At 67.1% G+C, this 15,484-nt stretch carries 12 protein-coding genes; 8 read left to right on the forward strand and 4 right to left on the reverse strand.

Going from position 1 to position 15,484, the window contains the following annotated elements; translation table 11 throughout:
• The first annotated feature begins 14 nt into the window (after positions 1-14).
• Entirely contained in the window at positions 15-656 is a 642-nt protein-coding gene (locus GVV86_RS09715; RefSeq protein WP_201291419.1) for a TetR/AcrR family transcriptional regulator, read from the forward strand.
• Positions 657-681: 25 nt separating this feature from the next.
• Here the strand turns inward: GVV86_RS09715 and GVV86_RS09720 are convergent, their stop codons facing one another.
• Positions 682-1,296 (reverse strand): NAD(P)H-dependent oxidoreductase, encoded by a 615-nt coding sequence (locus GVV86_RS09720; protein ID WP_159802664.1) that lies wholly within the window; start codon positions 1,294-1,296, stop codon positions 682-684.
• Positions 1,297-1,457: 161 nt separating this feature from the next.
• Between GVV86_RS09720 and GVV86_RS09725 the strand changes: the two genes are divergently transcribed.
• From GVV86_RS09725 to GVV86_RS09750, 6 genes are all read left to right on the forward strand, one after another.
• Positions 1,458-1,979: a gamma carbonic anhydrase family protein gene (locus GVV86_RS09725; RefSeq protein WP_159615575.1), complete on the forward strand. Its 522-nt coding sequence runs from the start codon at positions 1,458-1,460 to the stop codon at positions 1,977-1,979.
• Positions 1,980-2,011: 32 nt separating this feature from the next.
• Complete coding sequence (locus tag GVV86_RS09730; protein ID WP_159615573.1) at positions 2,012-3,235, forward strand: ROK family transcriptional regulator; 1,224 nt, start codon at positions 2,012-2,014, stop codon at positions 3,233-3,235.
• Positions 3,236-3,363: 128 nt separating this feature from the next.
• Positions 3,364-4,902 carry a multiple monosaccharide ABC transporter ATP-binding protein gene (mmsA, locus tag GVV86_RS09735; protein WP_159802665.1) on the forward strand — a complete coding sequence of 513 codons (1,539 nt, stop codon included), beginning with the start codon at positions 3,364-3,366 and terminating at the stop codon, positions 4,900-4,902.
• 23 nt (positions 4,903-4,925) lie between these two features.
• Positions 4,926-6,218, forward strand: coding sequence for a multiple monosaccharide ABC transporter permease (gene mmsB / locus GVV86_RS09740; RefSeq protein ID WP_159615569.1), 1,293 nt, complete (start codon positions 4,926-4,928; stop codon positions 6,216-6,218).
• Positions 6,219-6,292: 74 nt separating this feature from the next.
• The gene (locus GVV86_RS09745) at positions 6,293-7,402 is read left to right on the forward strand and encodes a substrate-binding domain-containing protein (protein WP_159615567.1); all 1,110 of its coding nucleotides are present in this window, start codon (positions 6,293-6,295) and stop codon (positions 7,400-7,402) included.
• A 190-nt stretch (positions 7,403-7,592) separates the two neighbouring features.
• Positions 7,593-8,675, forward strand: a complete 1,083-nt coding sequence (locus tag GVV86_RS09750; RefSeq protein WP_159615565.1) for a Gfo/Idh/MocA family protein — start codon at positions 7,593-7,595, stop codon at positions 8,673-8,675.
• A 91-nt stretch (positions 8,676-8,766) separates the two neighbouring features.
• Here GVV86_RS09750 and GVV86_RS09755 read toward each other — a convergent pair whose 3' ends face one another.
• The 3 genes from GVV86_RS09755 to GVV86_RS09765 form a co-directional block, all read right to left on the reverse strand.
• Positions 8,767-10,989: an NADP-dependent isocitrate dehydrogenase gene (locus tag GVV86_RS09755; RefSeq protein ID WP_159802666.1), complete on the reverse strand. Its 2,223-nt coding sequence runs from the start codon at positions 10,987-10,989 to the stop codon at positions 8,767-8,769.
• A gap of 92 nt (positions 10,990-11,081) precedes the next feature.
• Positions 11,082-12,695, reverse strand: a complete 1,614-nt coding sequence (gene purH / locus GVV86_RS09760; protein WP_159802667.1) for a bifunctional phosphoribosylaminoimidazolecarboxamide formyltransferase/IMP cyclohydrolase — start codon at positions 12,693-12,695, stop codon at positions 11,082-11,084.
• A 185-nt stretch (positions 12,696-12,880) separates the two neighbouring features.
• The gene (locus GVV86_RS09765; RefSeq protein WP_159802668.1) at positions 12,881-13,849 is read right to left on the reverse strand and encodes an endonuclease domain-containing protein; all 969 of its coding nucleotides are present in this window, start codon (positions 13,847-13,849) and stop codon (positions 12,881-12,883) included.
• A gap of 249 nt (positions 13,850-14,098) precedes the next feature.
• On the opposite strand from GVV86_RS09765, the gene GVV86_RS09770 reads away from it, so the two are divergent.
• On the forward strand, positions 14,099-15,451 hold the full coding sequence (locus GVV86_RS09770) for an MFS transporter (RefSeq protein ID WP_159802669.1): 1,353 nt from the start codon (positions 14,099-14,101) through the stop codon (positions 15,449-15,451).
• Positions 15,452-15,484 lie beyond the last annotated feature (33 nt).

The raw sequence follows: 15,484 nt of genomic DNA on the forward strand, positions 1-15,484 counted from the left end.
AAGGATTCGTTGATGTGAAAACCGAGGCAGGTGGCGTGATGGGGGGAACCGGTCCGCGCAGGCTTTCCAGGGCGGACCGACGACAACAGCTGCTTGAAACGGCGTTGCTGATCGTGCGTGAGGAAGGCGCGGATCGGCTGACGCTGGGACATCTGGCGACCCGGGCGGGAGTATCCAAACCCATCGCGTACGAGCATTTCGGCAGCCGCTCCGGTCTCCTCATCGAGCTGTACAGGTCTCTCGACGGCGAGCAGGTGCGGAAGCTCCGGACAGCACTGGCGGATGGGGCGGGCACGCTCCAGGAGACTGCAGCTGTCCTGGCGACCACGTACATCCATTGCGCTGCTGATTCCAACGGTGATTGGCAGGCTGTCGGCGCGGCTTTGGCGGGCAGCGATGAGAAGGATGCGGTCTTCCAGGAAATGATCGATGGTTACGTGCAGCTGTTTGCCACCGCTTTGGCGCCCCACACCCCGCTGGGGCCAGAGGAGCTCGAGCTGCGCTGCATCGGACTGGTGGGTGCCGGCGAAGCGCTGGCTGCCGCGATGGTGCGGGGCGGCTGCAGTGAGGTCGAAGCCGCACATACTTTCATGACGCTGATTCCCGCCGGGCTGGCAGCCTTCGGTGACCGCGTGTCGACGTCGTCGCTGCGATGAACCCGATCCGCCGGGCGAATCGGACCTACAACGGCACGCCATTGGCCGCGGTTATCTCCTGAGCGATGTCATGTGCAAGCTGTTTTGCCTCTTCGGCAAGAACTGTGGCCGTCTTCGTCTCGGAGTCATAGAGGTACCGGGTCGACCCTCGCCGAGCTCCGCAGAAATCCACAATCCCGTGTTCGATCTGCGTACTGAGGGACGTCCCGTACCCATGTCGCTGATACCCGTCGGCGTCACCTCCGGCGATTGGAACCAGGTGGATGGTCAGTCGTTGCAGCTTCGGCGTCAGCGATCCGCCCTCCGGTTGCTCAAAGGCCCAGCCATTGACAAAAACCCGGTCGATCCAGCCCTTGAGCAGCGCCGGCATCGACCACCAGTACACCGGGAAAACCAGGATGAGATGCTCCACCCGATCAAGGCGTTTCTGCTCGGCAGCTACGTCGCCAAGCACTGCGGCGCCCCGGCGGTAAGCCGAGCGATCGCCGGCGTTGAACCGCGGATCGAACCTTTCAGCAGCGAGATCGGCCACCTCGCTCGATACGCCGGCGTCCGTGAGCGCGTCACCAACCTCTGCGGCGACCTGATGACTGAGCGAACGCAGATCAGGGTGGACAACGACGATCAGGGCTCCGGTCATAACCTTCTCCTTCGACGTACTGTTAGCAAACTACTATCGGTAGGTTACTAACAGTAGGATAGAGCGGGCCGGCGGGGCAAGGCCGCAGCGCAGACGGCGGAACGGCGGAGCGAAGGGCATGACCTCCTATTGGACCCGAACTGAAGCCCTATGCTGGCCGTATGGCCCACCTCATCAGCATCAACGGAACGAGTCCGAGCATTCCCGGTACGGCGTTCACGGCACCCACGGCCTCGATTATCGGCGACGTGGTGCTCGGTGAGTCGGCCAGCGCCTTCTACGGGGTCAGCGTGCGCGCCGATACCGCGCCCATCCGGGTGGGCGAGGGAAGCAACCTCCAGGACAATGTGGTGGTCCACGCCGATCCGGGCTTCCCCACGACCATCGGCAGCGGGGTCAGCGTCGGCCACGGCGCCGTCGTGCACGGCTGCACGGTCGAAAACGACTGCCTGATCGGCATGAACGCCACGGTGCTCAACGGCGCGGTCATCGGGTCGGAGTCGCTGGTGGCCGCCGGCGCCGTCGTCCTCGAGGGAACGGTGGTCCCGCCCCGCTCGCTGGTGGCCGGTGTCCCCGGGAAGGTCCGCCGGCCGCTCTCCGACGACGAGGTGGCCGGGATCCGGGAGAACGCGCGGAGCTACCGCGGGCTGGCACGGCAGCACCAGGCTGCGTTAACTTCTTGACTACAAACGGGCGCTGAGGCACCCTTGGATACATGCGCGCAGAACCCGCCTCGACGACGAGGATCCATCCCGGCGCACTGCTACCACGGCCGGGATCCCAGTCAGCACTCCGGGAACAGAACCAGCAGCGCATCATCCGGGCCCTGGTCAACGGAGGCCCCCAGACGCAGGCAGAACTCGCCCGCCAGACCGGACTCTCCACCGCCACGGTCTCGAACATCGTCAAGGTGATGGCCGGGAGCGGGATCGTCACCACCGTCCCCACCACGAGTTCGGGGCGGCGGGCGCTGTCTGTCATCCTCAATGACAACGGATCAGTCGCCGCCGGTATCGACATCGGCCGCCGCCACGTGCGGGTGGTGCTCGCGGGGCTCGACTACCGCATCCTGCGCGAGCAGGCCGCTGCCCTGCCCCTCGGGCACAGCGCCGCGGAGGGCCTCCGGGTCGCCGCGGACCTGCTCGACACGGTGCTGAGCCAGGCCGGCATCTCCCGGTCGGCGGTGCTCGGTGCCGGCATCGGCATCCCCGGCCCGATCGACCGGCGCACCGGAACGGTGGTGCAGGGCGCGATCCTGCCCGAGTGGGTCGGAATCAACATCCGGGAGACCTTCGGGGCCCGGCTCGGCATGCCTGTCTACATTGAGAACGACGCCAACCTCGGCGCGCTGGCCCAGATCACCTGGGGCCAGCACAGCCGGGTGGAGAACCTCATGTTCATGAAGGTCGGCTCCGGTATCGGGGCGGGCCTGATCCTCAACGGCGCGCTCTTCTACGGCAATGTGGGAATCACCGGGGAGCTCGGGCACACAACGATCAGCGAGCACGGACTCGTGTGCCGCTGCGGCAACCGCGGCTGCCTCGAAACGGTCGCCTCAACCTCGACCATGATCGAACTGCTCAACCGGGGATCCGGCCAGCCGGTGGACACCCAGGGCATCGTCGAACTGGCCCTGGGAGGAGACACTGCGGCCCTGCGCGTGATCGACGACGCCGGACTGGCTATCGGGCGGGCCGTGGCCCACGTGGCGAACCTGATCAATCCCGAGGTGGTCGTGATGGGCGGGCCCCTGACGGGGCTCGGGGACATCCTGCTGAACCCCATCCGCCGCGGCCTGCTGCGCCATTCCGTCCCCATCGTGGGCGAGACGACGAGCGTTCACATGTCTGCGCTCGGTGACCGGGCCGAGGCACTCGGGGGCGCCGCCGTCGTCCTGTCACAGCCTGCCCGCGCCGCCATCCCTCTGGTCCCTTCGTAACTGTTAGGAGTTAAAAGCCTGCGTCTTGCGTTCAAGACTTGACGGCAAGCGTGGGGGCAGGGTTCAATTCTTTTGGGTCGCTTCGGGGGCCTGCACCGAGACAACGCCGTCATTGCCGGGAGGCTTCAATGGAGAACCACACAATCCTTGAGATGCGATCGATCACCAAGGAATTCCCTGGCGTCAAGGCCCTCGCCGATGTTTCAATCACCGTGCGAGCCGGCGAGATCCATGCGATCTGCGGCGAGAACGGCGCCGGCAAGTCCACCCTGATGAAGGTCCTCTCCGGCCTCTACCCTTACGGCGACTACTCCGGATCGATCATCTTCCAGGGCAAGGAGGTCCAGTTCAAGGACATCCGCTCCAGCGAGGCCGCCGGCATTGTCATCATCCACCAGGAACTGGCCCTCATCCCCGAGCTCTCCATCGCCGAGAACATCTTCCTCGGCAACGAGCCGACCCGCTTCGGAGTCATCGACTGGGACAAGGTCAACCGCGAAACCCTCGAGCTGATGGCGCGGGTGGGACTCTCCGAGGACCCCACCACCAAGATCAAGGACATCGGCGTCGGCAAGCAGCAGCTCGTCGAGATCGCCAAGGCGCTCAGTAAGTCGGTCAAGCTGCTCATCCTCGACGAGCCCACCGCCGCCCTTAACGAGACCGACTCCCAGCACCTCCTTGACCTCATGTCAGGGCTGCGATCCAAGGGCATCTCGTGCATCATGATCTCCCACAAGCTCAACGAGATCGAGCAGATTGCCGATTCGATCACGATCATCCGTGACGGCAAGTCAATCGAGACCCTCCACGTGAAGGAGGACGGCGTCGATGAGGACCGCATCATCCGCGGGATGGTGGGCCGCTCACTCGAATCCCGCTTCCCGGAGCACACCCCGAAACTGGGCGAGGTGTTCTTCGAGGTGCGCGACTGGACCGTCGGCCACCCCTCGGTCCCGGACCGGCTCGTCGCCAAGGGGTCAAACTTCTACGTGCGCCGCGGTGAGATCGTCGGCTTCGCCGGCCTCATGGGCGCCGGACGAACCGAACTGGCGCGCTCCGTCTTCGGCCGCTCCTACGGAAACTTCAAGTCGGGCCAGATCTTCATCAACGGCAAGGAGGTGACGCTGAAGTCCGTTCCCCAGGCCATCGAAGCCGGCCTGGCGTACGTTACCGAGGACCGGAAGTCCCTCGGCCTGAACCTCCTGGATGACATCAAATCAACGACGGTCTCGGCGAACCTCAAGAAAATCACCCGCAACCTCGTCGTCGACAAGGACGAGGAGTACAGGATTGCGGAGGAATACCGTCAGTCGCTGCGCACCAAGACGCCGAGCGTCAACGAGGGCGTCGCGAAGCTTTCCGGCGGGAACCAGCAGAAGGTGGTCCTCTCCAAGTGGATGTTCACCGACCCCGAGCTGCTGATCCTCGATGAGCCCACCCGCGGGATCGACGTCGGTGCCAAGTTTGAGATTTACGGGATTATCCAGCGCCTCGCATCGCAGGGCAAGGGAGTCATCGTCATCTCCTCCGAGCTTCCTGAACTGCTCGGGCTGTCCGACCGTGTTTACACAATCTTTGAGGGTGCCATCACAGGTGAGATCGCCCGGGAGGACGCAAGCCAGGAATCCCTCATGAAACTGATGACCGCCAGCAAAAAAGCTGCCTGACCGAAGCCCCTAGGACGCCAACCATGAATTCCCTCAAGAAAATCTTCGGCGGAGACACCCGCCAGTTCGGGATGATCTTCGCGTTGATCGCGCTGGTCATCTTCTTCCAGTGGCAGACCGGAGGCAAAACGCTCACCTCCGGCAACATGATGAACCTCTTCAACGGCAACTCCTACATCCTGATCCTCGCGATCGGGATGGTGCTGGTCATCATCGCCGGGCACATCGACCTCTCCGTCGGGTCCGTGGCGGCCTTCGCCGGCATCGTCGTGGCGATCGCCATGCGCGACTGGGGACTGCCGTGGTACGGCGGGATCCTCGTCGGCCTGCTCCTCGGCGCGGCGATCGGTGCCTGGCAGGGCTTCTGGGTCGCCTACGTCGGCATACCGGCGTTCATCGTGACCCTCGCGGGCATGCTGCTCTTCCGCGGAGCCAACCAGTTCGTCGGCAAGTCCAACACAGTCCCGGTTCCCGAGGGTTTCCAGTACATCGGCTCCGGCTACCTGCCCGAGGTCGGCCCGGTCACCGGGTACAACAACCTCACCGTCCTGCTGGGCCTGCTCCTGGTCGCCTTCGTCATCTACAACGAACTGCGCACCCGCAAGCGTCTGGCCCGGGTCGGCGCCGAGGTCCCCGAGATGTGGGTCTCCCTCGTCAAGGTGGGCCTGATCTCCGCGGCCATCCTGTACGCGACCTACCTGTTCGCCACCGGCCGCCCCGGCACCTCCTTCCCCATCCCGGGCCTGATCCTCGGCGCCCTGGTGGTCATCTTCGGCTTTATCTCCAACAAGACCATCGCCGGCCGCCACGTCTACGCCGTCGGCGGCAACCGGCACGCTGCTGAGCTCTCCGGAGTCCAGAGCAAGAAGGTCAACTTCATGGTCATGATGAACATGTCCATCCTGGCGGCCCTGGCCGGCATGATTTTCGTCGGGCGCTCCACTGCCTCCGGACCGTTCGACGGCGTCGGCTGGGAGCTTGACGCCATCGCGGCCGTCTTCATCGGCGGCGCGGCGGTGACCGGCGGCGTGGGCACCGTCATCGGCTCGATCATCGGCGGCCTCGTCATGGCCGTGCTGAACAACGGCCTGCAGCTGCTGGGCATCGGCGCCGACATGACGCAGATCATCAAAGGCCTCGTACTCCTGATCGCCGTCGCCTTCGATGTCTACAACAAGACCCAGGGCAAGCCCTCGATCACCGGCCTCCTGACCCGCAATTTCGGCAACAAGTCCAAGCCGGACCAGCCGAGTGAGGTACGCAGCCCCGACAGCGAGCAGCCGATTTCCACAAAGGAAGTCATCTCCAAGTCCTGACGGCAGGCACCTGACAGGGTGCGCCCGGGAAGTTTCAACCGTCCGAAAAAAGCAAGCTAAAGAAAGAGAATGGAATGCGTAATTTCGCAAAGTCCTTTGCGGCAGTCGCTGCAATCTCGGCGCTCGCGCTGACCTCCTGCGGCCGTGAAGATGCGGGCACCGGCAACGAGGGCGGCGACACCGGTAACGAGGCAGCCTCCGGAGGCTTCGAGGAGGGTGCCGCGATCGGCGTCGCCCTTCCGCAGAAGACCTCGGAGAACTGGGTCCTGGCCGAGCAGCTGTTCAACGACGGCCTGACCGAGGCCGGTTACGAGCCGGACGTTCAGTTCGCCAACGGCGGCGTGTCCGAGCAGCAGAACCAGATCAACTCCATGATCACCAACGGGGTCGAGGTCCTGATCGTGGGGGCCATCGACGGCGCCCAGCTGGGCAGCCAGCTGCAGCAGGCCGCCGATGCCGGCATCACCGTCATCGCATACGACCGCCTCCTGACCAACACGGAGAACGTCGACTACTACGTGGCCTACGACAACTTCCAGGTCGGTGAGCTCCAGGGCCAGGCCCTGCTCGACGGAATGGCCGAGCAGAAGGGCGAAGGCCCGTACAACATCGAGCTGTTCGCCGGGTCCCCCGACGATGCCAACGCCCAGGTCTTCTTCGACGGTGCGATGAGCGTCCTCCAGCCGAAGATCGACGACGGCACGCTCAACGTCGTCTCCGGCCAGACCGAGTTCAACCAGGCCGTCACCCAGGGCTGGAAGGCGGAGAACGCCCAGCGCCGCATGGACACCCTGCTCTCCGGCAACTACGACTCCGAGGAACTCCACGGCGTCCTGTCCCCCAATGACACCCTGGCCCGCGCCATCCTCACCTCGGTGAAGGCCGCAGGCAAGGACATCCCCGTGGTCACCGGCCAGGACTCCGAGGTTGAATCGGTCAAGTCGATCATCGCGGGTGAGCAGTACTCCACCATCAACAAGGACACCCGCGACCTGGTGGAGCACTCCATCACCATGGTCGAAGGCCTTGCCGCCGGCGAGGAGCTGGAAGTCAACGACGAAGAGTCCTACGACAACGGTGTGAAGGTCGTTCCGGCCTACCTGCTCGAGCCGCAGATCGTCACCAAGGAAAACGCAGCAGAGGCCTACGCCGACGATCCCACGCTCTCCGAGATCGTCAAGTAACCTCCCAAGATCCGGCCCGGCAACGGGCTGAACGGGAAATCCCGGTGCCGCCTCGGCGGTACCGGGATTTCTTTTTGCGCCGCCGGATGCCGGACCGGGCACCGGGCCAGCCACCGGGAGCAGCGGCGGCGCGGACCCGGACACGGCAGCGGCGCTGGACCGCGGCGGCTTTCGCCGAAAGGATGAGGTCATGACACCTCACCAGCGATTTGTTGTTCAGCCTCCCTGTGCCGCGCCCGGGGCGCCCAGCCCCCTGGCTGCCACCGGCCGTCCCCTGCGGTGGGGGGTCGTGGCCACCGGGGGCATCGCCTCAAAGGTCACCGCCGACATCGCCCTGCTCGAGGACGCCGTCCTGCACGCCGTGAGCTCCCGCAGCGCCGATCGGGCCCGTGAGTTCGCCGGGCGTTTCGGCTTCGCCGCCAGCTACGGGGACGCCGACGGGGTGCCCGGCTACCAGCAGCTCTTCGACGACCCGGACATCGATGTCGTCTACGTCACCACCCCGCACGCACAGCACTTCGAGGTGGCCCGCGCCGCGCTGGCCAGCGGCAAGCACGTCCTGTGCGAGAAGCCCTTCACCGTCAACGCGGCCGAGGCCGCGGCACTGATCGACCTCGCCACCGCCCGCGGCCTGTTCCTGATGGAGGCCGTGTGGACGCGCTTTCTGCCCAGCGTCAACCGCGCACTGGACATCTTCGCCTCCGGCGAGCTGGGCGAAATCCGCTGGGTGCAGGCCGACCTCGGCTTCCCTGCCGGATACAACCCTTCCAGCCGGATCTGGGACCCGGCCGCCGGCGGCGGGGCACTGCTCGACCTCACCGTGTACCCGCTCACGTGGACCCTCGGCGCCCTCGGCTTCCCCGCGTCGGTCTCTGCCTCCGCTGAACTGAACGGGGACGGGGTGGACGTCCAGAACGCGGTGACGCTCAGCTATGAAGGGGGCGCCCAGGCGCAGTTGACCTCCTCCCTCGGCGCCCTGGGTCCGGCCGCCGCCACCGTGGCCGGCAGCGGCGGCTGGCTGCGCACCGGCGACGGGCCGCTCCACAATCCGCGCGAGCTCACGGTCCAGCCGCTCAACGGCGAACTGCGGACCGAAACCTTCGACTCGGTGGGCGCCGGGTACACCTACGAGCTGCGGGAGACCACCCGCTGCATCCAGGCCGGGCTGATCGAGAGCCCCACCATGCCGCTGGCGGACACGCTCACCACCATGCACCTGCTTGACGGGATTCGGGCCCAGCTGGGGCTGCGCTACGCCAACGATTCGATGTAGCGCAGCCCATTCACCCGAAAAGCCGCCCCTGCGGATGCGGGAGCGGCCTCTTCGGGTGAACGGTTGCCGGTCGTTCGAGCCGGACGGCCCGTCAGGCGGCGAGGATCGCCAGGACTTCCTGGAGCTTCTGCGACGGACGCATCGCGGAGGCCACCTTGGTGACATCGGGGTGGTAGTAGCCCGCGATGTCGACCGGCGAACCCTGCACGGCGAGGAGTTCGGCGACGATCGTGTCCTCATTGGACGCGAGCGCCTCAGCCACCACGGAGAAGGCCTGCGCCAGTGCGGTGTCCTCGGTCTGCTGGGCGAGTTCCTGCGCCCAGTACCGCGCCAGGTAGAAGTGGCTGCCGCGGTTGTCGATCTCGCCGGTCCGGCGGCTCGGCGACTTGTTCTCGAGCAGGAACGTGCCGGTGGCCCGGTCAAGGGTGTCGGCGAGGATCTGCGCGCGCGCATTTCCGGTCGACACGGCGAGGTGCTCGAAGCTCACGGCCAGAGCGAGGAACTCGCCGAGGCTGTCCCAGCGGAGGTGGTTTTCCTTCAGGAACTGCTGGACGTGCTTCGGCGCCGAGCCGCCGGCGCCGGTCTCGAAGAGTCCGCCGCCGTTCATGAGGGGAACCACCGAAAGCATCTTGGCGCTGGTCCCCAGTTCGAGGATGGGGAACAGATCGGTGAGGTAGTCGCGCAGCACGTTGCCGGACACCGAGATGGTGTCCTCTCCCCTGCGGATCCGCTCCAGGGTGAAGGCGGTGGCCTTCTCCGGGGTCATGATCTCGATCTGCAGACCCTCGATGTCGTGCTCCCCGAGGTACTCCCGGACCTTGGCGATGAGGTTGGCGTCGTGGGCGCGGCTTTCGTCGAGCCAGAACACGGCGGGCATGCCCGACGCACGGGCGCGCGTCACGGCGAGCTTGACCCAGTCGCGGATGGGCGCATCCTTGGTCTGGCAGGCCCGCCAGATGTCGCCCGGCTGGACGTCGTGCTCGATGAGGACAGTTCCCGCGCTGTCGAGGACCTGCACGGTGCCGGCGTCCTGAATCTGGAAGGTCTTGTCGTGGCTGCCGTATTCCTCGGCGGCCTGCGCCATCAGTCCGACGTTCGGGACGGTGCCCATGGTGGTGGGGTCGAAGGCGCCGTTGGCCCGGCAGTCATCGAGGACCGCCGTGTAGATACCGGCGTAGCTGCTGTCGGGGATGACCGCGAGCGTGTCGGCTTCCGCGCCGTCGGGCCCCCACATGTGTCCGGAGCTGCGGATCATGGCCGGCATGGAGGCGTCAACGATCACATCGCTGGGCACGTGGAGGTTGGTGATGCCCCGATCGGAATCGACCATGGCCAGCTTCGGGCCCTCGGCCATGCCCTTGTCGATGGCGGCCTTGACGCCGTCGCGCACGTCGGCGGGCAGCGCGTCGAGCCCGCCCAGGATCGAGGCGAGGCCGTTGCTCGGGCTGAGGCCGGCGGCAGCCAGCTGGTCGCCGTAGGTGGCGAACAGTTCGGGCAGGAACGCCTTCACCACGTGACCGAAGATGATCGGGTCCGAGACCTTCATCATGGTGGCCTTCAGGTGGACGGAGAACAGCAGGTCCTCCTGCTTCGCAAGGGCGACCTGTGCCTTCAGGAAGTCGTCGAGGGCGGCTGCGCGCATCACGGTGCCGTCCACCACCTCACCGGCGCGGACGGGGACGGACTCCTTCAGGACGGTGGTGGCGCCGTCGGCGTCGACGAACTGGATGCGGAGGGTGTCCTCGGCCTTGAGAACGACCGACTTCTCATTCGATCGGAAGTCGTCGGCGCCCATGGAGGCCACGCGGGTCTTCGACTCCGGCGTCCAGGCGCCCATGCTGTGCGGGTTCTGGCGGGCGAAGTTCTTCACCGAGGCGGGAGCCCGCCGATCCGAGTTGCCCTCGCGGAGGACGGGGTTGACGGCGCTGCCCTTGACCTTGTCGTAGCGGGCGCGTGCTTCCTTCTCCTCCTCCGTGGAGGGGGCGTCGGGGTAGTCCGGCAGTGCGTAGCCCTGGGCCTGCAGCTCGGCGATTGCGGCCTTCAGCTGCGGGATTGAGGCGCTGATGTTGGGGAGCTTGATGATGTTCGCCTCGGGAGTCTTCGCGAGGGCGCCGAGTTCGGCCAGCGCGTCGGGCACCTGCTGGTCTTCGGTGAGGCGGTCGCCGAAGAGGGAGAGGATGCGGCCCGAGAGCGAGATGTCGCGGGTTTCGATGTCCACTCCGGCCGTCGAGGCGAACGCCTCGATGATCGGCAGGAATGAGTAGGTTGCCAGCATGGGCGCTTCATCGGTGTGGGTGTAAATGATCTTGGCCATTGGCGTCTCCCTGGGAGTCTTCGGATGCGGAGTCTTCGGATGCGGATTCTGGGTATCCCTCGGTTCCAACCTACCCGAGGGGCCAGCCGGAGCTAATGGAAGAAGTGCCGTGCGCCGGTGAAGTACAGGGGAACGCCCGCCGCGTTTGCGGCGCCGATGACTTCGGGGTCACGCACCGATCCCCCGGGCTGCACCACGGCGCGTACTCCGGCGTCGAGCAGGATCTGCAGGCCGTCGGCGAAGGGGAAGAAGGCATCGGAGGCGGCGACCGACCCGCGGGCGCGCTCGATGCCGTCGCCGGCGAGGGTATTGGCCCGCTCCACGGCGAGCCGGCAGGAGTCGAGGCGGTTGACCTGGCCCATGCCGACGCCCACCGAGGCGCCGTCGGCGGCAAGCAGGATCGCGTTGGACTTCGCGGCCCGGCAGGCGCGCCAGGCGAAGGCGAGGTCGGCGAGGGTTGCCTCGTCGACCGGCTCACCGGCCGCGAGGGTCCAGTTCGCGGGGTCGTCGCCGTCGGCCTGCAGCGCGTCGGCCTGCTGGACGAGCACGCCGCCGGAGACCTGGCGCAGCTCCACCGGCTCGCGCCGGTAGCCCTCGGGCAGGACGAGGAGGCGGATGTTCTTCTTCTGCGAGAGGATTTCCACGGCCTCGGGGGCGAAGCCCGGGGCGATCACGACCTCGGTGAAGATGTCCTTGACCGCCTCGGCCATGCGGGCGCTCACCTCGCGGTTGGCGGCGATCACGCCACCGAAGGCCGACACCGGGTCGCAGGCGTGCGCCTTGGCGTGGGCGTCGGCGATCGGGTCCTCAGCGCCGGCGGCACCGACAGCGACGCCGCACGGGTTGGCGTGCTTGATGATCGCTACTGCTGGCTCGTCGAAGTCGAAGGCGGCGCGCAGGGCGGCGTCGGCGTCGACGAAGTTGTTGTAGCTCATGGCCTTGCCGTGCAGCTGGGTGGCCTGGGCGATGCCCGGGGCCGCCGCCTTGTCGGAGTAGAGGGCCGCCGGCTGGTGCGGGTTCTCGCCGTAGCGCAGCACCTCGGAGCGTTCGAGGGCCTGCCCGGCGTATGCGGGCCAGGCGTCGCCGTCTTCGGTGTCGTCGCCGAACTGGGCTGCGGTCCAGGTCGCCACCGCGGTGTCATAGGCGGCGGTGTGCGCGAAGGCCAGCGCCGCGAGGCGGCGGCGGGCGCGGAGGTCGAATCCGCCCTGTTCCGCGGCGGCAACGACGTCGGCGTACCGGCCCGGGTCGACGACGACGGCGACCGAGGGGTGGTTCTTCGCGGCGGAGCGCACCATGGCGGGGCCGCCGATGTCGATCTGCTCGACGACGTCGTCGGGGGCGGCGCCGGAGCGGACCGTCTCGACGAAGGGGTAGAGGTTCACCACGACGAGGTCGAAGGCCTCGACGTCGAGCTCGGCGAGCTGGGCGACGTGCTCGTCGCGGCGGCGGTCGGCGAGGATGCCGGCGTGGATCTTCGGGTGGAGGGTCTTGACCCGTCCATCGAGGCACTCGGGGAAGCCGGTGACCTCGGAGACCTCGGTCACGGGCACTCCGGCTGCGGCGATGCGGGACGCCGTTGAGCCGGTGGAGACGAGTGCCACCCCCGCCGCGGAGAGACCGCGGGCCAGATCCTCCAGACCGGTCTTGTCGTACACCGAGATGAGGGCCCGGCGGATGGGAACACGGTCAAGATGGGTGGGGCTCACGCAGATCTCCGTACTGTGGCTGTGCGGGGGACGCTCCAATTCTATAGGCGCACCGGGGAGACCCCGCCCGGCCCCCATCCCTCTCCGATCGAGGACGCAGAACGACGGACGGAATACCCTCCCATCCGTTATTGCTGCGTCCTCGACGGGAAGGGGGTCGCGGTGTCCTCGAGGCCATGTGCCTGTCAGACCCCGAACGGCATACCAGAGGGTCCCCGCGCCTCCGCCGCGGCCAGTGCACGGCGGATCTTTCCCATCGACGCCGGGACGTCCGCCGGAAGAAGGTGATGCTTGCTGAACCGCAGGACCACCCAGCCCAGTTCCCGGAGCCGGTCGTCCCGTTCGATGTCACGATTCCACTGCACTGCGCTCAGCAGGTGGTGTTCGCCCTCGTACTCAAGGGCAATCCGCTGCCTGCGGTACTGCAGGTCCGGCCGCGACAGCCGGCGGCCGTAAGGATCGAGGATCCACTGGTTCACCTCCGGCTCGGGCAGCCCCGCCTCGAGGATCAGCAGGCGGAGCCGGGTCTCCGGTGCCGAATCGACGCCGGGCCGCAGCAGCTCCAGCGCCTCCCGCGCCCTTCGGATCCCCCTGCTTCCCCGGCGCCGCCCGACGACATCGGCGATCTCCCCGAGCGAGGACAGCGGGTCGGGTACGCCGATCGTGCCCGGACGTGCAGGCGCATCATCCCTCCGGAGCAGGCAGTCCCCCGCCGCCACGAGGTCGGCCAGCCGGAGCATTCCGGCCAGGTCGGTCCAGGTCCAGGCCGGCGCGGTGACGAAGGCACCGTTGACGGGGACCACGTCCCGCGGAGTGAGCGGCACCCGGTGGCCTCGAACTCCGCGCCGCCGGGGAGCCGTGAGCTCCATCGGACGGCTGAGGTGGATCGGAGCCGCCGGATCCAGCCAGGGAGGAAGGAAAAGCCCCCAGAGTGCGGCAGCTGTCGTGTGGCTGCACGCCGTCCGGGGTGAAAGCGAGGTCAGCACCGCAGCCCGATCGAGAAGGGGCACGTCGCTCCCCCGGCGCTCACGGACGCTCCGGGACGGAATGCTCAGGTCCGTCCTCCGCAGGCGGCTGTAGTCGACGCCGGCGGTGCGGGCCTCGTCGAGCGTGAAGGAAAGCCGTTGGATCGGGAGCCCGGGGAGGAATTCCATCCCTCAATGGTCTATCTCCGGACGGGTCCGACCGGGTTATCCACAGCGGAAGCGGCAGCGGAGCGCATGGGCCGCGGGCGGCGTCCGGGCGGGCCGGAATACGGGCCTAGAATCGAGGATGCACAAATTACGGTCAACAGGACTTTAAGTCGTTATTTCTGCGTTGCAGATCACCAGGGACACATTTTCTGCGCCGCCTTTGCGCGACTGTACAGTTTTCCAAGCACCCCGCCCGTCCAGGAAGGCACCGTGAGCACCTCAATTTCATTACCCACCGGCGACCAGGTGGTCCAGGAGCTTCCCTGGCGGTGGCGCGTGCAGGGAAGAATCTTCCTGATCGGCGGCCTCGGCTTCATGTTTGACGCCTGGGATGTCACCCTCAACGGCTACCTCATCCCCCTGCTCTCCGCCGACTGGGGCCTGACCCCCGGCCAGGCGGCCTGGGTGGGCACCTCGAACCTGATCGGCATGGCCCTCGGGGCGTTCGCCTGGGGCTCCATCGCCGACCTCATCGGCCGCCGGACGGCGTTCACCGCGACCCTGCTGATCTTCTCCGTCTTCACCGTGCTCGGCGCCTTCTCCCCCGACATCGTGTGGTTCTGCATCTTCCGCTTCGCCGCGGGGTTCGGCCTGGGCGGCTGTATCCCGGTGGATTACGCCCTCGTCGGTGAGTTCACCCCCCGCAGGCACCGGGGCCGGGTGCTCACCGCCATGGACGCCTGGTGGCCGATCGGAGCCTTCCTCTGCGGCGTCGTCACCACGCTGCTCGTAGCGACCTTCGGCAACTGGCGGTACGCCATGCTGGTGATGGTCCTGCCGGCGCTGCTGGTGTTCTGGGTGCGCCGTTCAGTCCCCGAATCCCCGCTGTTCCTGGTGCAGAAGGGCCGGCAGGAGGAGGCCCGGAAGGTCATCGACTCCCTCGTCGAGCGCACCGGCGGTGAGCCGGTCGCATGGCGGCTGCCCGAGCCCGGCACGGCCGAGAAACTTACCCTGGGTGGGCTCACCGGCCAGTTCTCCGGCATCTGGCGCTACAACTGGCGGCTGACCCTCACGGCCTGGTCGCTCTTCCTGACCATCCTGCTGGTGTACTACGGGGCGCTCACCTGGATGCCCAAGATCCTCATCGAGGCCGGGTACAAGCAGTCGGTCGCCTTCATTACGACGGCCGGAATGACCGGCATCGGTCTGTTCGGCGTGATTGCGGCGGCGCTGCTCGTGGAGCGGGTGGGCCGCAAGTGGATCCTCGGGATCACCGGGCCGCTGTCGGCCGCCGTCCTGGTCGTTTTCGCCCTCACCGTCGAACTGCCGCTGGTGGCGACCCTGTGGCTCCTGGCCTTCGGCTTCCTGATTCAGGTCGCCATCCCGGTGCTCTACACCTACGTCTCGGAGCTCTACCCAACGCACCTGCGCGGATCGGGATTCGGGTGGGCCTCAACGGTGTCCCGGGTGGGCGCCGGACTGGTGCCGCTCATTTTCGGGTCCCTGCTCTGGCCCTACCTCGGGCTGCCCCTGACCTTCGCGCTCACCGGCGCCCTGGTGCTCGCCGCCGTGCTGTGGATGGCCCGCAACGCCCCCGAGACGCGGGGCGCCGAACTGCCCTAGGGCACGGCGCGGACGCCGGAGAGGGCAGGTCCC

Source organism: Arthrobacter zhaoguopingii, assembly GCF_009828595.1.
Taxonomy (GTDB): domain Bacteria; phylum Actinomycetota; class Actinomycetes; order Actinomycetales; family Micrococcaceae; genus Arthrobacter_D; species Arthrobacter_D zhaoguopingii.